Annotated in this window: 20 protein-coding genes, 2 tRNA genes and 1 pseudogene; 4 read left to right on the forward strand and 19 right to left on the reverse strand. The window is 70.5% G+C overall.

Annotated elements, in window-relative coordinates:
- Window positions 1-20: 20 nt before the first annotated feature.
- From R2B38_RS12340 to leuS, 7 genes are all read right to left on the reverse strand, one after another.
- Window positions 21-266 (reverse strand): hypothetical protein, encoded by a 246-nt coding sequence (locus tag R2B38_RS12340; RefSeq protein WP_033285933.1) that lies wholly within the window; start codon window positions 264-266, stop codon window positions 21-23.
- Window positions 263-1,129, reverse strand: a complete 867-nt coding sequence (locus R2B38_RS12345; RefSeq protein WP_318016279.1) for an arylamine N-acetyltransferase — start codon at window positions 1,127-1,129, stop codon at window positions 263-265. Before R2B38_RS12345 ends, R2B38_RS12340 begins: the two co-directional genes overlap by 4 nt.
- Before the next feature lie 4 nt (window positions 1,130-1,133).
- On the reverse strand, window positions 1,134-3,818 hold the full coding sequence (locus R2B38_RS12350; RefSeq protein ID WP_411978441.1) for a ComEC/Rec2 family competence protein: 2,685 nt from the start codon (window positions 3,816-3,818) through the stop codon (window positions 1,134-1,136).
- Window positions 3,815-4,996 carry a helix-hairpin-helix domain-containing protein gene (locus tag R2B38_RS12355; protein ID WP_411978567.1) on the reverse strand — a complete coding sequence of 394 codons (1,182 nt, stop codon included), beginning with the start codon at window positions 4,994-4,996 and terminating at the stop codon, window positions 3,815-3,817. The genes R2B38_RS12350 and R2B38_RS12355 overlap by 4 nt, the downstream gene beginning before the upstream one ends.
- A 372-nt stretch (window positions 4,997-5,368) precedes the next feature.
- On the reverse strand, window positions 5,369-6,214 hold the full coding sequence (locus tag R2B38_RS12360) for a DegV family protein (RefSeq protein WP_318016281.1): 846 nt from the start codon (window positions 6,212-6,214) through the stop codon (window positions 5,369-5,371).
- A gap of 108 nt (window positions 6,215-6,322) precedes the next feature.
- Entirely contained in the window at window positions 6,323-7,054 is a 732-nt protein-coding gene (locus R2B38_RS12365; RefSeq protein WP_318016282.1) for a hypothetical protein, read from the reverse strand.
- Between the two features lie 152 nt (window positions 7,055-7,206).
- A complete protein-coding gene (gene leuS / locus R2B38_RS12370; RefSeq protein WP_318016283.1) occupies window positions 7,207-10,086 on the reverse strand; it encodes a leucine--tRNA ligase in 2,880 nt (959 codons plus the stop codon).
- 444 nt (window positions 10,087-10,530) lie between these two features.
- Here leuS and R2B38_RS12375 point away from each other — a divergent pair, with 444 nt between their 5' ends.
- Together R2B38_RS12375 and R2B38_RS12380 are read left to right on the forward strand one after the other, a co-directional pair.
- A complete protein-coding gene (locus R2B38_RS12375) occupies window positions 10,531-11,865 on the forward strand; it encodes a cytochrome b/b6 domain-containing protein (RefSeq protein WP_318016284.1) in 1,335 nt (444 codons plus the stop codon).
- A complete protein-coding gene (locus R2B38_RS12380; protein WP_033285928.1) occupies window positions 11,862-13,475 on the forward strand; it encodes an NADH-quinone oxidoreductase subunit NuoF family protein in 1,614 nt (537 codons plus the stop codon). Before R2B38_RS12375 ends, R2B38_RS12380 begins: the two co-directional genes overlap by 4 nt.
- A gap of 127 nt (window positions 13,476-13,602) precedes the next feature.
- On the opposite strand, the gene R2B38_RS12385 is transcribed toward R2B38_RS12380, so the two are convergent.
- From R2B38_RS12385 to R2B38_RS12400, 4 genes are all read right to left on the reverse strand, one after another.
- Window positions 13,603-13,675, reverse strand: a tRNA-Ala gene (locus tag R2B38_RS12385).
- Window positions 13,676-13,808: 133 nt separating this feature from the next.
- Window positions 13,809-14,042, reverse strand: coding sequence for a hypothetical protein (locus R2B38_RS12390; RefSeq protein WP_003976229.1), 234 nt, complete (start codon window positions 14,040-14,042; stop codon window positions 13,809-13,811).
- Window positions 14,043-14,045: 3 nt separating this feature from the next.
- The gene (locus tag R2B38_RS12395; protein WP_019063265.1) at window positions 14,046-14,219 is read right to left on the reverse strand and encodes a hypothetical protein; all 174 of its coding nucleotides are present in this window, start codon (window positions 14,217-14,219) and stop codon (window positions 14,046-14,048) included.
- A 69-nt stretch (window positions 14,220-14,288) separates the two neighbouring features.
- Entirely contained in the window at window positions 14,289-15,665 is a 1,377-nt protein-coding gene (locus tag R2B38_RS12400; RefSeq protein WP_318016285.1) for an MFS transporter, read from the reverse strand.
- A 223-nt stretch (window positions 15,666-15,888) separates the two neighbouring features.
- Between R2B38_RS12400 and R2B38_RS12405 the strand changes: the two genes are divergently transcribed.
- Window positions 15,889-16,734, forward strand: coding sequence for a helix-turn-helix transcriptional regulator (locus R2B38_RS12405; protein WP_318016286.1), 846 nt, complete (start codon window positions 15,889-15,891; stop codon window positions 16,732-16,734).
- 70 nt (window positions 16,735-16,804) lie between these two features.
- Here the strand turns inward: R2B38_RS12405 and R2B38_RS12410 are convergent.
- The 7 genes from R2B38_RS12410 to R2B38_RS12440 all read right to left on the reverse strand — a co-directional run bounded on the left by R2B38_RS12410 (window position 16,805) and on the right by R2B38_RS12440 (window position 21,181).
- Window positions 16,805-16,877, reverse strand: a tRNA-Ala gene (locus tag R2B38_RS12410).
- Between the two features lie 93 nt (window positions 16,878-16,970).
- Window positions 16,971-17,636: a histidine phosphatase family protein gene (locus R2B38_RS12415; RefSeq protein ID WP_033285926.1), complete on the reverse strand. Its 666-nt coding sequence runs from the start codon at window positions 17,634-17,636 to the stop codon at window positions 16,971-16,973.
- Window positions 17,633-18,076 carry a ribosome silencing factor gene (gene rsfS, locus R2B38_RS12420; RefSeq protein WP_318016287.1) on the reverse strand — a complete coding sequence of 148 codons (444 nt, stop codon included), beginning with the start codon at window positions 18,074-18,076 and terminating at the stop codon, window positions 17,633-17,635. Before rsfS ends, R2B38_RS12415 begins: the two co-directional genes overlap by 4 nt.
- Before the next feature lie 164 nt (window positions 18,077-18,240).
- On the reverse strand, window positions 18,241-19,950 hold the full coding sequence (locus R2B38_RS12425; RefSeq protein ID WP_318016288.1) for an LCP family protein: 1,710 nt from the start codon (window positions 19,948-19,950) through the stop codon (window positions 18,241-18,243).
- A 16-nt stretch (window positions 19,951-19,966) separates the two neighbouring features.
- Complete coding sequence (gene nadD / locus R2B38_RS12430; RefSeq protein WP_078652786.1) at window positions 19,967-20,656, reverse strand: nicotinate-nucleotide adenylyltransferase; 690 nt, start codon at window positions 20,654-20,656, stop codon at window positions 19,967-19,969.
- Between the two features lie 68 nt (window positions 20,657-20,724).
- Window positions 20,725-20,886: a hypothetical protein gene (locus R2B38_RS12435; protein ID WP_033285922.1), complete on the reverse strand. Its 162-nt coding sequence runs from the start codon at window positions 20,884-20,886 to the stop codon at window positions 20,725-20,727.
- A 133-nt stretch (window positions 20,887-21,019) separates the two neighbouring features.
- Window positions 21,020-21,181 carry a hypothetical protein gene (locus tag R2B38_RS12440; protein WP_318016289.1) on the reverse strand — a complete coding sequence of 54 codons (162 nt, stop codon included), beginning with the start codon at window positions 21,179-21,181 and terminating at the stop codon, window positions 21,020-21,022.
- Window positions 21,182-21,282: 101 nt separating this feature from the next.
- Here R2B38_RS12440 and R2B38_RS12445 point away from each other — a divergent pair, with 101 nt between their 5' ends.
- A complete protein-coding gene (locus tag R2B38_RS12445) occupies window positions 21,283-22,407 on the forward strand; it encodes a M48 family metallopeptidase (protein ID WP_318016290.1) in 1,125 nt (374 codons plus the stop codon).
- Between the two features lie 451 nt (window positions 22,408-22,858).
- Here R2B38_RS12445 and R2B38_RS12450 read toward each other — a convergent pair.
- Window positions 22,859-23,949, reverse strand: a pseudogene (locus R2B38_RS12450) (hypothetical protein).
- Window positions 23,950-24,019: the final 70 nt, after the last annotated feature.

Below are 24,019 nucleotides of genomic sequence, written 5' to 3' on the forward strand. Positions count from 1 at the left end.
CGGCAGCGGATCGGCCACTGCTACGGCTCCTCGCGCCAGCCGTCCCACTCCCCCGCGAACGCGTCCAGCTCCGCGGGATCGAGCCGCCCGTCCTCGTCCCGCAGAACGAGCAGCCACTGCGCGTCCTCGGCATCGTCCTCACCGGCCAGCGCATCCCGCACCAGCCGGGGTTCCTCATCGAGCGCGAACCGCTCCCCGAGCACCTCCGCCGCCTCCTGAGCCGCGTCACGATCGGGCAGCACCAGCACATGTCTCACATCGCTCACGGGGACATTTTCCCCCCAGTCCCCCGTACCTCCGGAACCGACCCCAACTCGATCCCGAACCGCTCCCGGTACACCCCCAACACCTCCTCGTCCGTGGCCAGTTCACGTACGTCCCGCGTCCCCTCCCCACTGGTCGCCGTGAGGGTCCGGCCGGCGAGTGTGATCCTCCCGCCGTCCTCCAGGAGCCGTGAACAGACCAGGGACCGGGTGAAGTGCGAGGCCGGTGACGTGCTGTGCCACCACGCTCCGACCACGAAGTCACCGAGCACCCGGGGCCGCACCTCCAGGCGGTACTCGGGCCTTCCGTTCCGCACCACGTCCAGGTCGGTCGCCTCCCTCGAAACCGCTCCCGCTCCCGCTCCGGACACCCCGCCCCGAACCCCGGCCGCATCAGGCCCGGACGCGACGACCCTGAACGTGCCGCCGGGATCCTCCTGTTCACCCCGCTCCTCGAAGGCCAGCGGATAGTGACTGTGCGTCCCGAACCCCACGTCGGCCAGCCACGCATCCCCGTCCTCCGTCCGCACCCGCAGCGCGAGATGGTCGTAGGGAATCCCCGTCCGCCCCTCGTCCCCGTACACCCGTGCCGCGAGCAGCGTGACGTCGAAGCCCAGCGCGGTGAGCAACGCGCCGAACAGTCCGTTCAGTTCGTAGCAGAACCCGCCCCTGCCCGCGCCCACCACCTTGTCCAGCAGCCGGTCCTCCTCCAGCACGATCTCCTCTCCCAGATGGATCGACAGGTTCTCGAACGGCACGGTCCGCAGATGGCACAGATGCAGCTCGCGCAGGACATCGGCGGTGGGCGACGCCGGGTGCTGGACTCCCAGCCGGCGGAGATAGGCATCAACCTGTGCGGGATTCATGCCTTCAGTCTCGCGCCACCCGCAGCCCGTCTCCTTCCCCACTCACCGCCAACGCCCCGTCCACGTCCGTCCGGAGGACCACCGCACCTATGGCCCGCAGCGCCGCGACCGTGCTGGGGGCGGGGTGCCCATAGGTGTTGTTCTCTCCACAGGAGATCAACGCCAGCCGCGGGGCCACCCTGCGTATCAGCTCCGGATCTTGAAAAGCAGAGCCATGATGGGCGACTTTGAGAACGTCCACGCCTCCCAGCAACGCTGCCGCCGGTGACCTCAACAGCTCCTGCTGGGCCGGGGGTTCGAGGTCCCCGAGCAGCAGCATCCGCAGCCCGGCCGTCCGTACCAGCAGGGCGACGCTCGCGTCGTTCGGCCCGTCCGGGTCCGGTGCCGGGCGCGGTGGGGGCCACAGCACCTGCCAGGACAGCGGGCCGGTGCGGCGCTGTTCCCCGGCTACGGCCCGGGTGATCGGGATGTGCCGTTCCGCCGCCGCTCTCCGTACGGACTCGACCTGGTCCGCGGGCTCTTCGAAGGACGTCGTCTCGATCGCGCCCACCGAGCGGCCCCGCAGCACCCCGGGCAACCCCGCCACGTGGTCGGCGTGGAAGTGGGTGAGAACGACGAGCGGGATCCTCGTGATGCCGAGCGTGCGCAGGCACTGGTCGACCAGCTTCGGATCGGGTCCGGCGTCGACGACCACGCCGGTGCCCTTGCCCGCCGCGAGGACCGTCGCGTCACCTTGCCCGACATCACACATCGCGAATTTCCAACCCGGCGGCGGCCATCCCGTGATCACCCGGGTCAACGGCGCCGGCGCCATCACGATCAGCAGTAGCGACAACCCGCAGACACCGCACAACCACGGGTGCCTCAACAGCCGCCGCCCGACCAGCACCAGGGCCGCGACAGCAAGGGCGAGCAGCAGCGCCCCGGTCCAGCTGCCCGGCCAGTCCACTCCCCCACCGGGCAGCGCCGCGCCGGTCCGGGCGACGTCCGCGATCCACCCGGCGGGCCAACTCGCGCCCCAGGCAAGGACCTTGGCCACCGGCATCGCCACCGGTGCCGCCGCCAGCGCCGCGAAGCCCAGCACCGTGGCCGGTGCGACGGCGATCTCCGCGAGCAGATTGCACGGCACCGCCACCAGACTGACCCGCGCCGACAGCACGGCCACGACCGGCGCGCACAACGCCTGCGCGGCGGCAGCGGCGGCCAGCGCCTCGGCCAGCCGCGGCGGAACCCGGTGCCGGCGCAGCGTCTCGCACCAGCGCGGCGCGAGCGTGAGCAGGGCACCGGTGGCCAGCACGGAGAGCAGGAAGCCGTAACTGCGGGCCAGCCAGGGGTCGTAGAGCACTAGGAGCAGTACGGCCGTCGCCAGCGCCGGGATCAGTGATCTGCGGCGCCCGGTAGCCAGGGCGAGCAGCGCGACGGCGCCGCAGGCCGCGGCCCGCAGCACGCTCGGGTCGGGGCGGCACACAACGACGAACCCGAGCGTGAGCACCCCGCCGAGCAGTGCGGTCGCCCGGAGGGAGATGCCCAACCGCGGTGCCAGACCCCGGCGTTCGATGTGCTGGGCGAGGCCGGGTGGTCCGATGAGGAGGGCGAGCAGGATGGTGAGGTTGCTTCCGGAGACGGCGAGGGTGTGAGCGAGGTCCGTCTCCTTGAAGGCCTCGTCCAACTCGGGTGTGATCCGCGCGGTGTCCCCGACGACCAGCCCCGGCAGCAACGCCCGCGCGTCCGCCGGCAACCCGTCGGTCGCCGCACGCAACCCGGCCCGCAGCCGCCCAGCGAACCGCTGCGCTCCGGACGGCTCCCCCACCACCTCCGGCACCGGCTGGTTCCGTACCCGCAGCACGGCCGCGACCCGGTCCCCGCCCGTCAGCGAGGGCGCCAACCGCGCGGTCACCCTCACCCGCGTCGACGGAAGCAGCCCGAGCCAGGGCGAACGCTCCGGCCCACCACCGGAACCCCGTGCCCGGCCCCCTCCCTTGGAGGACGACCCCGGGTCGACGATCAACAGCACCGGCGCCCGTGTCTCCACGACCGTCCCGTCCAACTCCTCGACCCGCCGCACCTCGGCGTCGACCAGCACGGAGACCGGAGCCGCGTGATCCCCGCTGACCCGGGGCCGGGTCAGCCGCGGATCGGAACCGACCTCCACCTCCGCGGTCACGGTCGCGTACTCCCGCGCCAGCTCGGGCACCGGCCCACGCCGCAGATCCGCCCCGTGCAGCCCGGCGGAGGCCGCGGCCGCGGCGATGGAAAGGAGCAGGGCGGCGATGGAGACCCGGGGCCATGCGGCCCGCCGCCATGAGCGTGCGGGGCGAACGCCTTCCGGTGAAACGCCTTCCCGTAAGAGGTCGGCGTCCGGCTGTGACCGGGTGTGGCCGGCATCTGCCCCTGCCCTGTCCCGCCGCCGCGTCACCAGCAGCAGCACGAGCGCCACGGTCAGCGAGGCGACGGCGACTCCTGTGACCCAGGCCGGCGACGTGTCCAGCGCCAGTGCCGCCGTGGCCCAGGCCGCGAGCGCGGGCGGTACGAGTCGTAGGTCCGTCGGTCCTTCCTGTTGGGGGTGTGCGGCACCCCGCCGACTGCCGGAGTCGGCGTGCACGGTTCGGCGGGGCGGCGAGGGGACGTCGTCCTGTGCGGGACGGCGGGGCGGCGCGGGCTCGGGCTGATCGTCGTGGACGTGGGTCATGGCTGGACCAGGTCCCGCAGATCGGCGAAGCGGCGGTCGCCGATGCCGTTGACCTGGCGCAGCTCGTCCACCGAGCGGAAACCGCCGTGCTGGGTGCGGTAGTCGATGATGTGCTGTGCCAGCACCGGGCCCACGCCGGGCAGGGTGTTGAGCTGGTCCGCGGTGGCCGTGTTGAGGGAGACCGGAGCGGTCGGAGCGGCGGCGCCCGCAGCCGAGCCGACCGCCCCCGCCGTGTTCGCGCCGCCCGCACCGGGCACCGCCGCGGGCGCCGGACCGCCGACGACGATCTGCTCCCCGTCCACGAGGAAACGAGCCCGGTTGAGCCCGTCGGTGTTGGTGCCCGGACGTACCCCACCCGCCGCCCGCAACGCATCGGTCACCCGCGAACCGGCCGGAAGCCGATGGACCCCGGGCTCCCGGACCTTGCCGCTGACGTCCACGACGATCTCAGTACCGGCCGCACCCGAAGCACCCCGCGCTCCGACCGACGAGGCACGCGGCTCGGCACCCTTCCCCGCAGCCCCGCCCCTGCTTCCAACCCCATCCCCATCCCCATCTCCATAGGGAGCCGCCGCCCCCACCACCTCCGGAGCACGCACGGGCTGGGTCCGGCCCACCCAGAAGTGCTGCACGGCGAAGACCGCGGCCACGACGAGCAGGACACCGAGCGCGACCACGTTCCGCCGCTCCAGCCCACACCGCGTCTGCACCCACACCGGCATCCGCTCCCGCAGAGCCGCCCCGACCCGCTCCCGCCAGGCCCCCGCCGCGTGATCCCGCCTGCCGTCGACCTCGCCGGTGCCGCTGAACTCCCCAGCGGCACCGGCCACTTCGGCCCCTCCGGCGTACGAGAAACCATCCGGCTCCAGGGCAACACGCACCGGCGAACCCACCCGGACCACCCGCGGCTCCGGCTCCAGCTCCGGCTCCGGCTCCGGCTCCAGCTCCGGCTCCCGAGCAGTCCACGGACCAGCATCCGCAGGCGCAGGAGAACGAAGCCCCGCCGCCCTGACCACAGGCGGCACGGGCAGCACAGGCGAAGCAGCCTGCCCCCTCGCCTCAGCCACCGGCAGAACAGGAGGCTCTACAGCCTCACCCCTGCTCCCGCCTCCGCCCGGCGGCCCATGCCCCAATTCCTCCCGCTCCCCGGCACGTTCACCAGGTTCGCCGAAGAGCAGTTCCGCCCGTCGCCGAAGCTCCTCCGCCGAAGCCTGACGATGTGCCCGACCCCGTGCGGGCGCGCGGCGATGCCGGGTCCGGCCGTCGGAGGTCGGGGCGCGGCCGGGGCCGCTGGTCGCAGTCGCTGTGTGTGAGCGTGATCGAAGTGCCATGCGCCGAGGATCGGACATTCCGCGACTTCGCGATGATCTTGGTCAATTCCCGGGGACGACCGCCCAGTTGTGGATAACTCCGTCACCCGAACGAGCGGCACCCGCCCAAGGCACCGGCCAAGACACCGGCCCTCACGCGCCTCCACCGCGAAAGCCGGCCTGTCGAACCCCACCCCGGACAAGCCCCGACCCCGGCAGCACTCGCTCCGACAAAGCCCCTCACCGCGGCGAAACCACAGCCCCCAACAACCCAGGCCCGGTATGCGCCCCGATCACCGCCCCGACCTCACTCACATGCAGATCGGCCAGTCCGGGCACCCGCGCCCGCAACCGGTCCGCGAGAGCCGACGCCCGCTCGGGGGCGGAGAGATGGTGGACGGCGATGTCGACCTGCGCACTGCCCGCCCGGTCCGCCGCGAGCTCCTCAAGGCGGGCGATCGCCTTGGACGCCGTCCGGACCTTCTCCAGGAGTTCGATGCGCCCGCCCTCCAGCTGGAGCAGCGGCTTCACGGCGAGCGCGGAGCCCAACAGGGCCTGTGCGGCGCCGATACGGCCGCCCCGGCGCAGATAGTCGAGGGTGTCGACGTAGAAGTAGGCGGAGGTGCCGGCGGCCCGCTTCTCCGCGGCCGTGACCGCCTCGTCCATCGTGCCGCCCGCCTCCGCCGTCTCGGCCGCGGCGAGTGCGCAGAAGCCGAGCGCCATCGCGACCATGCCGGTGTCCACTACCCGCACCGGCACCGGTGCCTCACGCGCGGCGACGACCGCCGCGTCGTAGGTGCCCGAGAGTTCGGCGGAGAGGTGGAGGGAGACGATGCCGGTGGCGCCGGACTCGGCGACCTTGCGGTAGGTCTCCGCGAAGAGCTGAGGGCTGGGGCGCGAGGTGGTGACCGGGCGGCGCTTCTGCAGGGCCTGGGCCAGCGAGCGGGTGGAGATCTCGGTGCCCTCTTCGAGTGCCCGGTCGCCGAGGACCACGGTCAATGGCACCGCCGTGATGCCGTGGCGCTCCATCGTCAGCGGCGGCAGGTAGGCCGTTGAATCGGTGACGATCGCGACATGGCGGGACATGAGCTGGAGGTTACCTGCCGTAGCGGCCGGGCGGCAGCCCGACCCCTTTCACCTGGGCCGGAACCGGCCGGATCACCACACGTCGCACACGCACACCGTGCCGCCCGGTCAAGTCGTGCTCTCGGGGCGGGGTTTCTTCTGCCAGGGGTAGCTGGGGCGCCGTCCCGGCGGGGTGATGGCGGACGGGGCGGGCTCCTCGGCGGCGGGACGGGAGCGCGGAGTCTCCGGCCAGGTCTGCTGTCCGGCAGCGGCGTCGGCGGGCGGGGCATCGGGCCACGGCGGAGTCGTGCGCTCCGACTTCGTCCAGTGACGGAGGGCACCGGCCTCCATGTCTATCTGGGCGCTCAGCGTGTCCAGGTCGTCCTCCGCGAAGCGGCCGGCGCGGTCACGGGCTGCCCAGCGCAGCGAGTCCGCGGACTTCGTGATGCGTTCGGTGCGCTCGCGCAGGGCGGGCAGCCGCTCGGCGAGTGTCTTACGGTCCGGCTCCGACTCCAGGCGCCTGAGCTCGCCGTCGAGTTCACGGCCGTGCGCGCTGAGCCGCTCGAAGAGGCCCAGGGACTCCTTGAGGGACTCGTCCTCGGGCACGCCCGCGCGCAGCGCGTCCTGGGTCGCGCGCATCGACGTCCGCAGTGCGAGCCGGAGTTGGGCCACCTGTCCCTGCGGGCCGGGCTGGGCGAAGGACTTGGCGCGCAGGGTGTGGTCCTCGACCGAACGCCGAGCCTGCGCGACCGTACGGTCGACACCGCGCTTGGCCGCGCCGACCGCCTTGACCGCCGCATAGCCGCCCACGACAACGAACAGCAGGAAGAGAAGGGCGAAGACTGTGATCACGGCTTCCAACGCTCCTCCACCGGCTCCGGGCGGCACACGCCGCGCCGCTCTTCAACGGTAAACGCAACGGGCAGGTCCGGAGTTCCACAGGAACCCTGGACCTGCCCGTAGGGGACTACCCCGAGGCAGCCGCCCCGACCCCGGCGAAGGGCCGCGCAGAACTACGCCGGAACGATGTTGACCAGCTTCGGCGCCCGCACGATGACCTTGCGGATGCCCGCGCCCTCCAGCGCCGCGACGACCTTCTCGTCGGCCAGCGCGACCTTCTCCAGCTCAGCGTCGGAGATCGACGGCGAGACCTCCAGACGCGCCTTGACCTTGCCCTTGATCTGCACGACGCAGGTCACGCTCTCGTCCACGACGTACGCCGGGTCGGCGACCGGGAAGTCCTGGTGGACGACCGTGTCGGTGCGGCCCAGCTTGCGCCACAGCTCCTCGGCGACGTGCGGGGCCAGCGGCGCGATCAGCAGCACCAGCGACTCGGCGACCGGGCGCGGCACGGCGCCGCCCACCTTGGTCAGGTAGTTGTTCAGCTCGGTGACCTTGGCGATCGCCGTGTTGAACCGCAGGCCCGCCAGGTCCTGGCGCACCCCGTCGATCGCCTTGTGCAGGGCACGCAGCGTGTCCTCGTCGGGCTCGGTGTCGACGACCGTGACCTCACCGGTCGTCTCGTCGACGACGTTGCGCCACAGCCGCTGCAGCAGCCGGTACTGCCCAACCACCGCGCGCGTGTCCCACGGCCGGGACACGTCCAGCGGGCCCATGGCCATCTCGTACAGGCGCAGGGTGTCGGCGCCGTACTCGTCACAGATCTCGTCCGGAGTGACCGCGTTCTTCAGGGACTTGCCCATCTTGCCCAGCAGCCGGGAGACCTTCTCGTCCTGGTAGTAGTAGGCGCCGTCGCGCTCCTCCACCTCGGCGGCCGGCACCGGGAAGCCGCGGCTGTCCCGGTAGACGTAGGCCTGGATCATGCCCTGGTTGAACAGCTTGTGGAACGGCTCCGGGGACGAGATGTGCCCCAGGTCGAACAGCACCTTGGACCAGAAGCGCGCGTACAGCAGGTGCAGTACGGCGTGCTCGGCGCCGCCGACGTACAGGTCGACGCCGCCGTGCGGCATGCCCGCGCGGGGGCCCATCCAGTACTGCTCGATGGCCGGGTCGACCAGCTTCTGGTCGTTGTGCGGGTCCAGGTAGCGCAGCTCGTACCAGCACGAACCGGCCCAGTTAGGCATGGTGTTGGTCTCGCGGCGGTACTTCTGGGGGCCGCGGCCGTCGCCCAGGTCCAGGGTGACGGCGACCCAGTCCTCGTTGCGGGACAGGGGCGTCTCCGGGGACGTGTCCGCGTCGTCCGGGTCGAAGGTGCGCGGCGAGTAGTCCTCGACCTCCGGCAGCTCCAGGGGCAGCATCGACTCGGGCAGGGAGTGCGCGATGCCGTCCTCGTCGTAGACGATCGGGAAGGGCTCGCCCCAGTAGCGCTGGCGGCTGAACAGCCAGTCGCGCAGGCGGAAGTTGACGGTGCCCTCGCCGATGCCCTTGCGGGCCAGCCACTCCGTGATGCGGGCCTTGGCCTCGGCTACGGGCAGGCCGTCCAGGGAGATGTCGTCGTTCGAGGAGTTGATGATCTTCGCGTCGTACGACCCGAAGGCGTCCTCCCAGGTGGACGTGTCCGTCCCGCGGCCGTCGGTCGGCTCGACGATGCAGGTGATCGGCAGCTCGAAGGCGCGCGCGAAGTCGAAGTCGCGCTGGTCGCCCGCCGGGACGGCCATGATCGCGCCGGTGCCGTAACCCATCAGTACGTAGTCGGCGATGAAGACCGGGATGCGGTCGCCGTTGACCGGGTTGGTCGCGAACGCGCCGGTGAAGACGCCGGTCTTCTCCTTGGCCTCGGTCTGCCGCTCCACGTCGGACTTGGTGCCGGCCTGCGCGCGGTACGCGGCGACGGCCTCCGCCGGGGTGGCGTGACCGCCGGTCCACGCGTCGCGTGTGCCCTCGGGCCAGGCGTCCGGGGTGAACGTGTCGACCAGGGGGTGCTCGGGTGCCAGCACCATGTAGGTCGCGCCGAACAGGGTGTCGGGGCGGGTGGTGAAGACGGTGATGTTCTCGCCGTCCACGGGGAAGTCGACGCGGGCGCCCTCGGAGCGGCCGATCCAGTTGCGCTGCTGCAGCTTGATGGCCTCGGGCCAGTCCAGCTCCTCCAGGTCCGCCAGCAGCCGGTCGGCGTAGGCGGTGATGCGCATGTTCCACTGGCGCAGCTTGGCCTTGAAGACGGGGAAGTTGCCGCGCTCGGAGCGGCCGTCGGCGGTGACCTCCTCGTTGGCCAGCACGGTGCCCAGCCCGGGACACCAGTTGACGGGCGCGTCGGAGGCGTACGCCAGGCGGAACTCGCCCAGGACGTCGGCACGTTCGGTGGCGCTCAGGTCGGGCCACGCGCGCGTGTGCCCCGGTACGGCACGCTCACCGGTCTCGAACTGGGCGATCAGCTCGGCGATCGGGCGGGCCTTGTCGGCCTCGTCATCGTACCAGGAGTTGAAGATCTGCAGGAAGATCCACTGGGTCCACTTGTAGTACTCGGGGTCGATCGTGGCAAACGACCGGCGCTTGTCGTGGCCCAGGCCCAGCGCGCGCAGCTGGGACTTCATGTTGGTGATGGCGGCCAGGGTGGTGATCCTGGGGTGCTCGCCGGTCTGGACGGCGTGCTGCTCGGCCGGCAGGCCGAAGGCGTCGAAGCCCAGGGTGTGCAGCACGTTGTGGCCGGTCATCCGCTGGAACCGGGCGAAGACATCGGTGGCGATGTAGCCCAGGGGGTGGCCGACGTGCAGGCCCGCACCGGAGGGGTACGGGAACATGTCCATGATGAACTTCTTGGGGCGGGCGGCCAGTTCGGGGTCGCCGGCCAGGTCACCGGTCGGGTTCGGCGCCTCGTAGGTGCCCTCGGCGTCCCAGAAGTCCTGCCAGCGTGCTTCGATGTCCGCGGCCATCGCGGCCGTGTAGCGGTGCGGGGCGACCACCTCGGCGGCGGCAGCGGGGTTCGTCTCGCTCATGATCCTCAAAGCTCCATCGATCGTCTCTGCCAGCGGCTGCGACATTTCAGGCTGTGACATCCGCCATGGACATCCAGCAAATGAAAAATCCCCTCGCACAGGAGGGGACGCCGCGCTGATTCCGACCTCACCGTTCACCGGTGGTCGGGACTGATCAGCGCGGCTCGCTAAGCAGAAGGCGTACGGCACGCATGGCGTCAGAGTACCGCAGCCCTTGAGCACAACGCGACGCGCTTCCGTATCACCCTTGGCACCCTGTCCACACCGGCGTGGACTGACCCCGGTTCAAGGATTACCTTCGCGTACCACCCACTACAGGACATCACAGCAAGCGCATTGTCGTTTGATAACAACGCAATAACTCAAACCTCGTACCCACCGGTATGGAGCCACTTAGAGTTCGGCAGCGGGACCGCTTTCCCGATACTGCTCGGAGTTGCCCCCATGAACGCTCGTCGTAGTACCAGTTCGCTCCCCAAGCCGGGCCGCTCGGCCTATGGCGTGGTGAGCCTCGTCGTCCTGATCTTCATACCCGTGTTCGTGCTGGCCGGAGGCAGCCAGGTACAGGACTTCCTCAACTTCGGTGCGGGCGTTCTCTCGCTCGTCTCCCTCTCCTGCTCGGTGATCTGGGGGCTCGTCGCCCAGGACCGGGTCATCCTCAACATCCGCCAGCGGATCGTGGCGCAGGGCATCCACCGGGTGACCGCCGTCGGCTCGATCGCGTTCCTCGTGGTGCACATCACGGTCAAGCTGGCGCTCGACCACACCGTCCTGATCGCCGCGCTGATCCCCTTCAGCCTCGGCGTGAAGGGCAGCGCCGGGCTCATCGGCCTCGGCTCGCTGGGCGGCCTGCTCATGATCTTCGTGGGCATCACCGGCGCCCTGCGCAACCAGTTCGCGTCCCCCGCGCCGGTCGCCGCCCGCTGGCGCGCGATGCACATGCTGGCCTACCCGGCCTGGTGCGCGGCGCTGATCCACGGCCTGTTCGCGGGCCGCGCGGCGAAGCCGTTCTTCATGATCTCGTACGAGCTGTGCCTGGTCGGGGTCGCCGCCGCCCTCGCCCTGCGCTCGGCTCCCCGCCCGTTCAAGCGGAAGTTCGCCAACAGGGTCGCCATGCTCCTGGGCAACGAGGAGCGGCCGGGTCTCGACGAACTCGACGCGAGCCGGGGCCGCGCCGCCGAGTCCGCGCAGCCGGGCTTCGAGAACCGGCGTCCGGCCGAGGGCCGACGGGCCGCGCGGCAGCCCTCGTTCACCGACACCGGGTCGGTCCCGCGCGTGGACCCCGCCGGCGCGTACGAGACGAGGTCCATGACCCCGGAGCCCGACACGAACAGTTTCGCGGCCGCCTACCGCACCGCCACACCGGAGTCCACCGGTCAGATGCCGTACGTCACCGACCAGACCTCGCGCATGAACGTGCCGATGGACATGCAGAACACGCAGGCGGCCCCGCGCGTGGACAGCGGCGGCAGCACCTCCGGGACCTGGCCGGTCCCCTCGCCGCCGCCGGTCGGCGAGGCACCCCCGTCGGCGTACGACCCGCTCCAGGACACCGGGTACAACATCCCGACGTACAACAACAACGCGAACACGGGCGGGTACGGCGAGGGATACGTGTACGACACCGGTGAGTCGAACGGTGCCTCCGGTACGTACAACCCCAATGACACGTACAACAGCGGTCCCGCCACTGGTCAAACGCCCAACGCTTCGTACGACTTCGACGCGCAGGGCGGCTCGGGCGAACCTTGGAACACGCCTTCCGGAGGCTATAGGTGAACGAGGCCCTGCCCGACGTCCCAGAAGTCCGCGTCGTCGGGCTTCCTCAGCTCACGTCAGGCTTCGACCTTGTCGAGAGACTCGACCTGCCCATGCACCTCAAGGTGCACGGGCCGCTCGAACCGATGGGCGGGGAGCAGCTCGCGAAGCTCTCCGAGGCAATCAACCTGAAGGGCCGCGGCGGCGCGGGCTTCCCCTTCCACAAGAAGCTGCGCTCGGTCGCCGAGGCGGCGATCAAACGCGGTGTACGACCGGTGGTCGTCGTCAACGGCAGTGAGGACGAGCCGGCCTGCCGCAAGGACACGGTGCTCATCAACCGTGCCCCGCACCTCATCCTGGACGGCGCCCTCCTGGTCGCCGAGGCCCTGGGTGCCCGCACGCTCGTGGTGGGGGTCACCCGTGAGTCGACGCAGCGCTCCATGGAGGCCGCGCTCTCGGAACGCGGCCTGAGCAACACCCGCCGCTCGGCACTGAAGGCGTTCGTCCAGCGCAACCCGGTCCGCATGGTCACCGGCGCCGCGGCATCGCTGATCCGCTCGATCGACGGCGGCCCGGCGATCCCGCCCGGCCGCAAGGTCAGCGCCTCCCAGAACGGCGTCGGCGGCGCTCCGACCCTGCTCTCGAACGCCGAGACGTTCGCCCAACTCGCCATCGCCGCCCGCATCGGCCCCGAGCGCTACGGCAACACCGGCCTCTACGACGAGCCCGGCACCGTCATGCTCACGGTCTCCGGGGCGGTCGCGCGCCCCATGGTGATCGAGGTCCCCACAGGCGTACCGCTGCGCTACGTCCTGCAGCTGGCCGGCGCCCCACCAGTCCCCCAGGGTGTGCTGACGGGCGGTTACCACGGCAAGTGGATCGACGCGGCGACGGTCAACGAGGCGATCGTCTCCCGCAACTCCCTGGACGCGGTGGGCGGTGCGCTCGGCGCGGGCGCCATCATGCCGATCACCCAGGAGACCTGCCCCCTGGGCGAGTCGCTGCGCGTGGCCCAGTGGCTGGCCGACGAGAGCGCGGGACAGTGCGGTCCCTGCTACCTCGGTCTGCCCGCCGCCGCGCGCGGCATGGAGGACATCCTCAACGGCGGCGGCCCGGCCGCCCTGGAGGCGCTCAAGCAGGTCGCCAAGGCCGTGAAGCGGCGCGGCGCGTGCTCGCACCCGGACGGCTCCGCGATGTTCCTGGAGTCGACCATCAAGGCGTTCACGGACGACCTCGCCGCCCACGTCCTCGGAAACGGCTGCGGAAGGCCCGTGGAGGGCGTTCTGCCGCTCTTCGAGGGCGGCCAGCTCCCCGCGGGCATCACCAGTGGCGCGGAGCCCGAGGACAACGGCCCCAGCCGTCAGAAGATCTACGTCGACTGGACGCTGTGCCGGGGCCACGGCCTGTGCGCGGACATCCTGCCCGAGGTCTTCGAACTCGGCGCGGACGGCTTCCCCACCGTCGCGCAGGCCCAGGTACCTCGCTACGCGGAGGCGAAGGCGCTCCGCGCGGTGCGCCGTTGCCCCGCGCTCGCGCTGCGACTGGAGGAGGAGACCGCGCGGGACAAGGGCCCGTCCCGCAACCTGCCGGTCCTCTCCCAGGGCCGCGGCCGGCGGGCCCTCGGCCGCTGAGCACACGAACAGCGGGCCGCCCTCTTCTTTAAGAAGGGTGCGGCCCGCTGTTCCGTGAACGGCATCAACTGCCCCTGAACACATCGAAGGCGGGTCATCCCGAGGGATGACCCGCCTTCGACTTCTGTGGAGCTAAGGAGAATTGAACTCCTGACCTCCTGCATGCCATGCAGGCGCTCTACCAACTGAGCTATAGCCCCGTGCCGTGTCCTACCGGGTCTCCCCGGCGGCGACGCCAACATTACCGGTGGACCCTCTGGACCACCAAATCGTTTCCGTCCCCGCCACCGTGACCGTGATCGCCGGGACCTCCTCGCGGGGTCCCGGCCGGGGTCAAGCGGTGACGAAGGAATAGAACCGTTTCAACGTGCAGTGCTCTTCCAGGAGTCGACCGTAGATCGGCTCGCCCTCGAGTTCGCGGTACGTCTCGATCGGGTCGCCTTTTATGATCAGCGCCCGCGCGCACTCCTCGCACCAGTACTGGTAGTCGGGATTCACCGGTTCCATGTCACGGACGATCGGCGTACCACTGCCGCACCAGTCGCACTTTCGCCTGTGTGCACCCATCGATCAGCTCCAGCTGTGGCCGCAGGCCGTGCACACGTAGGAAACTCCGCCGTTGTCACCAAGGACTTGGGCCACGTGGGCGGAACCGCAGGAAGGGCAGCTCAGGCGGGTGATCGTATCCCGTATCAACGCCGCATCGAAGAGGTGGTCGACCTCCTCGATGATGCTCGCAGGCATCGCTACTCCCTCCCGTCGGGCCGCGCCCCCTTCCGGCCGTTTGATTCTGCCACGGCCGGACCAATACGGTCAGCGACGCCTCAGTACCAGTCCGGACACGGCCCCCACCGCGGCCGTCCCCGCCAGCGCGAACATGCACGCCAAAAGCGCCTCCGCAGAGGTATACGCCCCCGGGGCCCCAAGTGACTCAAGCCGGTTCAAGAACAGTGTGCCGAAAACCGCGACCCCGAGCAGCTGACCCAGCTGCGCGACCGTGGAAAGCAGACCACTGGCGTCCGCCGCGTCCTCGGGCCGCACCGTCGCCAGGGCCCGCGTCAGCGTCGGACTGAAGGCGAGCGCGAGCCCGGCCCCCACGCCGACGTACGCCACGTACAGTACGGCCCCGCCGCGGTCACCGCCTTCGAACGCCAGGCCGACTCCCAGGACGGACGGCATCGTGATCAGGAATCCGAGCGGGGTCAACGCCCGCTGCCAGGCCGCCGGCCACCTGCGCCAGGTCAGTCCGACCACCCCGAAGACGACCGCGGTCGGCGCGAAGGTGAGACCCGCACGCAGCGCGCTGAAGCCGAGGCCGCCCTGGACGTGCAGGGTGAGCGCGAACAGGAAACCGGCGTTGACGGCCATCACGGCCAGGATCCGGAAGACGGCGAGACCCATGCCCGGGTGACGCAGCACACGCGGTGCGATCAGCGGGGCACCCCCGCGCCGGGCGAGCCGTGATTCGTAGACACAGAACGACGCGAAGAGGACGGCCGCCGCGATCAGGGACAGCCACGACCACATCGGCCAGCCCTCCTCCTGCCCCAGCACCAGCGGCACCGTCAGCAGCGAGACCGCCGAGGCGAGCAGCACGAGCCCCGGCACGTCGAAGGCCCGCGCACGCTCCGGCTCCGCCCCGCCGTCCCTCGGCAGCACGCGCCTGCCGAGGAACAGGAGTACGACGCCCACGGGCACGTTGACGAGGAACACCGGCCGCCAGCTCGTGCCGAACAGGTCGGCGCTGACGAGGACGCCGCCGACGATCTGCCCCGCCGCGGCGCCGACGGCGACGATCGCCGAGTACAGGCCGAGCGCCCGCACGCGCGCCTCGCCGATGAAGTTCCGCTGGATCAGACTCAGCACCTGAGGGAGCATCAGCGCCGAGCCCGACCCCTGGACCAGACGGAACACGATCAGCTCGGTCGAGCCCTGGGCCAGGCCGCAGGCGAGCGACGCGGTGGTGAAGAGGGCGAGTCCGGCGAGGTGGACCCGGGCGTGACCGAGCCGGTCGCCGAGCCGGGCGCCGGTGATCAGCAGCACCGAGTACGTGACGGTGTAGCCGGCGATCACGAGCTGCAAGTCGGCGCCGGACGCGTGGAGTTCGGTGCCGATGGTGGGGGCGGCGACGTTCACGATGAACACGTCCAGCAGCGCCATGAACATGGCCGCGAGCAGCACCGCGAGCATCGGCCCACGGCGATTGTCAGTGCCAGGGTCTTTACTGGTGGCAGGAGTTGGGACGGGGGTGGAATCCGGTTCCGTCCGGGGTGTTGTCGTCATGCCGTCGAGCGTGGGGGCGCTCGGGTACGGGTGCCGAGAGCCCACCGATGCTGGTACTGGCAGCACCTGGCAGGGGCCGGGTCGGGCGTCGACCATGGGGGATGTGACGAGGGGGATGGGGACGACAGGGATGGGGACGACACAGCGCCGCCGGCCTGAGCTGGCCGCGTTTCTGCGCAGCAGGCGCGCCAGGGTGACACCGCACGACGTCGGCATGCCGCCGGGTTTTCGACGGCGCACGCCCGGGCTGCGCCGCGAGGAGGTCGCTCAGCTCTCGGGCGTGGGCGTCACCTGGTACACCTGGCTCGAACAGGGGCGCCCGATCAACGCGTCGGCGCAGGTCCTGGATGCCGTGGCGCGCACGCTCCGGCTCGACGCGCCGGAGCGGGAGCATCTGTACCACCTCGCCGAGGTGCCGTACGCGCATCCTCCGGAGGTGCTCGCGCAGACGGTGGGGCCGGAGATCCAGGGCATCCTGGACGCCCTGGAGCCACGCCCGGCGGTGGTCTACAACTCGCGGTTCGACATTCTCGCCGCCAACTCCGTCTACCAGGACCTGTTCTGGGTGGAGCCACTGCCGGCGAGCCCGATGCAGAACGCGCTGTGGAAGCTGTTCGCGGTGCCGGAGGAGGAGTGTCCGCTGCTGTTCCGGGAGACGGAGCTGCCGGTGATGGTGGCGATGCTGCGCTCGGCCTACGGACTGCATACCGGCGAGCCCGCCTGGGAGGAGTTCATACGTCGGCTGTCGGCGGCGAGCCCGCTCTTCACGCGGCTGTGGAGGAGCGGGGACGTGGCGGAGCCGGGGCGGCGGGTGAAGACGTTCCGGCACACGGAGGTGGGCGAGATGCGGATGACGTCGGTGTCGTTGTCGGTCAACGGCATGCCGGAGTGCCGGATCGTGGTCTACACCCCGGCCGACGAGGAGACTCGGCTCCGCGCGGAGGCGCTGACAGCGACGAAAAGATCCCACCCCTGAAAGGGATGGGATCTCATCGATTCGATCATGGACGACTCTCGATCTTTGACAACTCAAGAGTGTCGATCTGTGGAGCTAAGGAGAATTGAACTCCTGACCTCCTGCATGCCATGCAGGCGCTCTACCAACTGAGCTATAGCCCCGTGTGTTCTTCCCGCTCGGCGGGCGAACAAGAAGAACTTTAGCCTGCGACCTGCCGGAAAGTGAAATCCGGGGTCGGGGCCCTGGAGGGCCGCTCAGTCGTCGTCGCCGAGCACCGGTTCCGGGAGCGTGCCGGCGTTGTGTTCCAGCAGGCGCCAGCCGCGGGCGCCCTCGCCGAGCACGGACCAGCAGCAGTTGGAGAGGCCGCCGAGACTCTCCCAGTGCTGGGACTCCAGACCGAGGAGACGCCCGATGGTGGTGCGGATCGTGCCGCCGTGGCTGACCACCACGAGGGTGCCGTCCTCGGGCAGTTTCTCGGCGTGCCGCAGCACGACGGGAGCGGCCCGGTCGGCGACCTCGGTCTCCAGCTCGCCGCCGCCGCGGCGCACCGGCTCCCCGCGCTTCCACGCGGCGTACTCCTCGCCGTGGCGGGCGATGATCTCCTCGTGCGTCAGCCCCTGCCAGACGCCCGCGTAGGTCTCCCGCAGGCCCTCGTCGTGGGTGATGTCGAGGTCGGTGAGGGCGGCCAGCTCGGCGGCCGTGTTCGCCGCCCGCTTCAGGTCGGAGGCGACGATCGCGTCCGGCTTGAGGGAGGCCAGCAGCCGGGCCGCGCGGCGGGCCTGGCCGATGCCCGTCTCGGTGAGCTCGACGTCCGTGGTGCCCTGGAAGCGGCGCTCCACGTTCCACGCGGTCTGGCCGTGCCGCCACAGGATGACGCGTCGGCCCCGGCCCGCCTTGCGGCCGTCGGCCCCGGCGGTCACCGCACCTCCCCGAACTCGGAGGTGTCCTCCTCGGCCTGCAGCTTGGCGTGCTCGGCAGCCTTGCCGCGGGTGGCCACGGCCTCGGCCGGGAGGTCCAGCTCGGGGCAGTCCTTCCACAGCCGCTCCAGGGCGTAGAAGACACGCTCCTCGCTGTGCTGGACGTGGACGACGATGTCGACGTAGTCGAGCAGGATCCAGCGGGCGTCGCGGTCGCCCTCGCGGCGCACCGGCTTGGCGCCGAGTTCCTTGTTCAGCCGCTCCTCGATCTCGTCGACGATCGACTTGACCTGACGGTCGTTGGGAGCGGAGGCCAGCAGGAAGGCGTCCGTGATCGACAGCACATCGCTGACGTCGTAGGCGATGATGTCGTGCGCGAGCTTGTCGGCGGCCGCCTGGGCGGCGGCGGAGATGAGCTCGATGGAGCGGTCAGTGGCGGTCACTACGCGGCTTTCGGTCGGCGGTCAACAGACCTCAAGGGTCTCACGGACCGCGGACGGCGCCCCACGTGAATAACGGATCATGCCCCGGAAGCCGGTCGGGACACCGGCTCCGGCCTCCGGGGCATGCTCTCCGTCACGACGGCACGGCTACGGCGGCTACGGCGTCATGAAGCCGACGACGGCTTGTAGTCGGTGCCCAGGACCACCGAGACATCCGCGTTCGCGGCGACTGTGCCCTTGGTCACGGTGCTGGTGGGCAGGCCCAGGGTCTTGGCGACCTCGGTGGCGTTCTCCTTGTCGGCCGCGTCGGAGTACGTGATCTTGGACGTGGCCGAGGTCCCGGACGCCGTGCCGGCCTCCAGGAAGGTGAAGCCGCCGTTGAGGAGGACGACGCGGGCCTTCTCGGTGTCGTCCTTGACGCCGGTGGCGTTCTGGACGGCGACCCGGACCGCCGACCCCTCGTCGGGGCTCTTCGCGGTGCCGCCCAGGATGTCCTTGACGACGCTGGCGGAGGCCTGCGCGGTCAGGGTGCCGTCGTTCTGGACGGGCAGCAGGGCCGTCTTGTAGTCGCCGCTCTTGGCGAGGTCGGCGAGCTTGGCGAGGAAGGTGCCGAGGTCCTTGTCGGTGAGCGGCGGGTCCAGGATCTGGGCCAGGGTCTGCACGGTGGTGGTCGCCGCCGTCGGGTCGGAGGTCAGCTGGCGCAGCACGCCCTGCATGACCTGGCCGAACCGCTCCAGCTGGGCGTTCTGGGCCTCGCCGGAGGCGCGGTAGGTGGCGTAGGCGACGGCCATCTTGCCGCTGAGGGTCTGGTCCTTGCCCTTGTGGACGAGGGGCGCGGCACCCTTCTTCGTGGCGGCCGGGTCGGGCACGTCGGCGTTGGTGTCGAGGTCGATGTTGCCGACGAGGTCGACCAGGTTCTGCAGGTAGGGGGTGTCCAGCCGCCAGGTGCCCTCGATGTCGGTGCCGAGGACCGTGTTGAGCTGGTCGACGGTCCCGGAGGTGCCGTCGTCGCCGACCGACTTGGCCAGGGTCGTCGTGTTGCCGTCGTCGTCCGTGAGCGCGAGGGAGTTGGGCAGCAGCACGGTGGTGCCCTGCTTCAGAGTGGTGTTGTCGACGAGCAGCACCGAAGAGGTGCCGCCCTTCGCGGTGTTGTGCAGGTGGACGACGATCACGTCGCGGTTCTGGGCGCCCGCGGCCGTCGTGGTGCCCGACTTCGCGGCGGACGAGGAGACTCCGGGGAGCTTCCCGGCGTACCAGAGGTAGCCGACACCGCCGGCCGCTACCAGCGCGAGGACCACGACGAGGGCGACCATGCGGCCGCGGGCACGGCGCTTGGCCTCCTCGCGGCGCTCGGTGCGGTTCTCGGTGAAGTTCAGCCAGTCGATGACGTCCTCGGAGTCGTCGGTCGGCTCCTCCACGAAGGCGAACTGCTCGGTGCGGTAGTCCCGTTCACCCGCCTCCGGGGTCTTCGGGGCTTCGGCTTCCGTGTCCTCGGCCGGGCCGCCCTGCTGCGGGATGTAGGCGGTCTGCTCGGCGACCCGGGGCTGCTGTCCGCTGGTCGCGGTCTGCCCGTAGGGGTCGTAGGCCGTCGTCGTCCCGGTGGCGTACGGGTCGTAGCCGGACTGGGGGGCCTGCTGGCCCGTGTCGTACGTGCCCGTGTCGTAGGACGGGGGCTGCTGCTGGGTGCCGGTCCCGTACGGGTCGTAGGCGTAGCCCTGTTGTTGCTGCTGCCCGTACGGGTCGTACGGCTGCTGCTGCGGGGGCTGTTGGGTCTGCTGGGCCGGGACCTGACGGTAGACAGGCTGGTTGTACTCGTCGTAGCCGACGAGTTCGTACTGGTCGCCGCCGTACCCGGCGTCGTATCGGTCGTTCACCGGTGCCCCTCTCGGCTCACTCGCCGCGGTACAGCTCGCGCTTGTCGATATAGCGCACGACTCCGTCGGGCACCAGGTACCAGACGGGGTCTCCCTTCGCGACTCTCGCACGGCAGTCTGTTGAGGAGATGGCCAGCGCGGGAACCTCGATCAGCGAGACGCCGCCCTCCGGGAGGCCCGGGTCGGTCAGCGTGTGGCCGGGGCGGGTGACCCCGATGAAGTGCGCGAGGGAGAACAGCTCCTCCGCGTCCCGCCAGGTCAGGATCGCGCCGAGGGCGTCGGCGCCGGTGATGAAGAAGAGGTCCGCGTCGGGGTTGATCGCGCGCAGGTCACGCAGGGTGTCCGTGGTGTAGGTGGGGCCGCCGCGGTCGATGTCGATACGGCTCACCGAGAACTGGGGGTTCTCGGCGGTCGCGATGACCGTCATCAGGTAGCGGTCCTCGGCCAGGGCGACCTTGCGGTCGGTCTTCTGCCACGGCTGACCGGTCGGGACGAAGATCACCTCGTCCAGGTGGAACTGCGCGGCGACCTCGCTGGCCGCCACGAGGTGTCCGTGGTGGATCGGGTCGAACGTTCCGCCCATGACGCCGAGACGGCGTTTGCCGGGGTTCGACGGGCCGTTGTTGCGCGGGCCGTTCGCCATTCGGATCTCCGTGCCGCGCGTCGTGTCGTTCGCCGGACCGGTAGGCATGTCCTGCTCTCCCATGCGTGCAGACCCTACCGGCCCGGTGTGAAGGCCCCGGGACCCGTCCGGCGGACAGAAAGGGACAGACCCTAGCGGTCGCGGTTGAAGCGGGTGGTGATCCACAGCAGGAGCATCAGGACGATGAACGCGCCGCCACCGGTGATGATCGGCTGGAGGCTCTCGTGGTTTCCCCCGCCCTCCCCCTCGGCGGCAAGAGTGACCAACTGGGCAGCAGTGCCGTGGATGCTCATCTTCAGCAGAACCTATCCGGTGTGGGCGGGATAAAGATGTCGGCCCATGGTAAGCGTGCGCCCCGGCGGCGATCACGCCGACTCCGCCATTGGGAACGCGACATGGGCGTCGACAGGGAACTCGACGGGCGTCTCAGTCGTCCTTCTGTTTGTACCCGCGCAGCAGGAACCACGCGGTCAGGATGCAGCCGAAGAACATGACGATCAGTACGACCTTGAGCAGGTCCCCCGATCCTTGCCGGGGGGCGGCGTTCGCGGCCTCTGCGAGCCAGGCGGCTGCGAAATGGGGCTCCATACGTTGACTCCTTCGCTGTACTGCCCGTCCACGGTATCTCCGCCTAGGCTGGGCTCTGCTTCGGGGGCACTCAGGGCACACACACGCACATGGGGGACCACATGTCCGAAGACAGCCACGAGCAGAACGGGCACGAGAACGTACCGAGCAGGCAGCGCAGGCGCTTCCCGGGGATCTCCTCGCGTGCGTACGAGCACCCGGCCGACCGCTCCGCCCTGGTGGCGCTGCGCAAGCTGACCGGGTTCGACACGGTGTTCAAGGCGCTGAGCGGGCTGCTCCCCGAGCGCAGTCTGCGGCTGCTGTTCCTGTCCGACTCGGTGCGCGTGTCGGACCAGCAGTTCGCGCACCTCAACGACATGCTGCGGGACGCCTGTTACATCCTGGACCTGGAGAAGGTCCCGCCGATGTACGTCACCCAGGACCCGCAGCCCAACGCGATGTGCATCGGCCTGGACGAGCCGATCATCGTGGTCACCACCGGCCTGGTCGAGCTGCTCGACGAGGAGGAGATGCGGGCGGTCGTCGGCCACGAGGTGGGCCACGCGCTGTCCGGCCACTCCGTGTACCGCACGATCCTGCTCTTCCTGACCAACCTGGCCCTGAAGGTCGCCTGGATCCCGCTGGGCAACTTCGCGATCCTGGCGATCGTGACGGCGCTGCGTGAGTGGTTCCGCAAGTCGGAGCTGTCCGCCGACCGGGCGGGTCTGCTGGTCGGCCAGGACCTGCGGGCCTCGATGCGCGGCCTGATGAAGATCGCCGGCGGCAACCACCTGCACGAGATGAACGTGGACGCCTTCCTCAAGCAGGCCGAGGAGTTCGAGTCGGGCGGCGACCTGCGCGACTCGGTCCTGAAGATCCTGAACGTACTGCCCCGCTCGCACCCCTTCACCACGGTCCGCGCGGCCGAGCTGAAGAAGTGGGCCGAGTCCCGCGAGTACCAGCGGATCATGGACGGCCACTACCCGCGGCGCAGCGAGGACAAGGACACCTCGGTCACGGACTCGTTCCGCGAGTCGGCGGCGAGCTACGCCAGCAACGTCAAGAACTCCAAGGACCCGCTGATGAAGCTGGTCAGCGACTTCGCCGGCGGCGCGGGCGACCTCGGCGGCCGGGTGCGGCGCGGCTTCGGCGGCTTCGCGAGCTCGGCACCCCAGGACGAGCCGCCGTCGGGCTCGGCCAACGGCACGGAGCAGCCGCCGACGGACGACACACCGCCGCGCGACTGAGGACCGGCCGAGACTACGGAGGGGCCGCCCTCGCGACCACGACGGGGTCGGCCCTCGCGGCGGGGGCCGGTCCCGCGACGGGCCGGTCCCGCAACGGGGGTCGATCCCACGACGGGAGGGGCGGCCTCACGCCGGGGCCTGCCTCGCTCACATGTATCCGCCGCGGTCGGCTCCTTCCGGGCACGGCTCCCTCCGGACACGGCCCCCTCCGGACACGGCCCCGGCGGATGCGAAAACTCAGGAAACTCACACCTTCCGACTCCAGGGACCCGCACCTTCGGAACTCGGGATCACGGCACCCTCGAAATCCGGGACCAGGCCACCCTCGGAACCCCGGACCACGACACCCCCGGAACCCGAAAACCCGCACCCTCGAAATCCGGGACCACAGCACCCCCCGGAAGCGGGAAACCCGCACCCCCGGAACCCGGGCCCCCGAAACCCGGCAACCTCACACCTTCGGCTGCGCCCCCGCCGCCAGCGTCCCGCACAGCGCCGTCGCGCTGCCCGTCGCGTACGGGTCCGTGCCGGCCGGGCCGCCCGCCCTGGCGGTCTGGCCTGCGAGCAGGGGCGCAGATACGTCACGGAGTCGTCGGCGCAGGACAGCGGGCCGGCCTGGACGTAGGAGACCAGGATCTGGGCCTGGTGCATGCGCAGGTCGTCGCGGTCGAAGCGGAAGTGCAGTTCGCGGCGGACGGTGAACAGGGACACCTGGGCAACCTTGTCGCCGGAGCCGGCCGAGGCCGTCGAGCCGTTGGGGCGTAGCGCGTAGACGAAGGTTCCGTCGGCGGTGACTTCGAGGGTGGACGAGTCGGTCTCGGTGGCCGCCAGGGTGCCCTGGACGCGGATCTTGCGGTCGGCCAGCTGGACGCGTGAGGGGTCGAAGCGAACCAGCCATCCGGTGGGCTCGTGCCGGCCGTCGGCGGTCGGGTGCTCGAAACTCTGGTCGAACTGGTCGAGTTGGTCCGGGTCGACGAGGACGCGCGCGGGGCGGATCTGTCCGCCGGTGAGGACCGCCGGGTAGAGCGAGGACTCCACGATGTAGTCCTTGGCGGTACTCAGGGCGGCGATGACCTGGCTGTCCGAGAAGTGCGCGGTGCGCCGCGCGGCCGGCAGCGGTACACCCTCGGCGCCGACACTGAACTGCGCGGCGGGGCTGTGCGCGTAGAGGTCCTCGGCGTCGGCCGCCCCCGGCACCGCGCCCTGGGGGGACAGCGGGATGACGGTCATCCGCAGCGGTTCGACGGGCTGCTGGGCCGTGGGGGTCGTGTAGGGGTGCCGTACGCCCATGTAGATCGCGGTGCCGAAGGCGACGGCGATCAGCATGACCAGGATCAGGGCCTGCCGGGAGAGACCGCGGCGCAGGGCCGGGCGACGGCGGACGGCGGGGGCGTGGTCGGCCAGGCGCTCCTGCGCGGAGAGCTCCTGGAGACGGGCAGCGCGGACGAACGACTCGTCGAAGACGACGGATCGGTACTCGTCCTCACCACCACCGGGAGCGCCCTCGGGCGTGCCCTCAGGTGGGTCTCCTGGACCGCCCATACTTTCAGAGTAGGTCTCTGGAGCCTCAGGTAAACGCCCTGGTACACGACAAGTTCTGACAGGTTCTCAC

Origin of the sequence: Streptomyces sp. N50 (genome assembly GCF_033335955.1) — a bacterium.
Classification (GTDB): Bacteria; Actinomycetota; Actinomycetes; order Streptomycetales; family Streptomycetaceae; genus Streptomyces.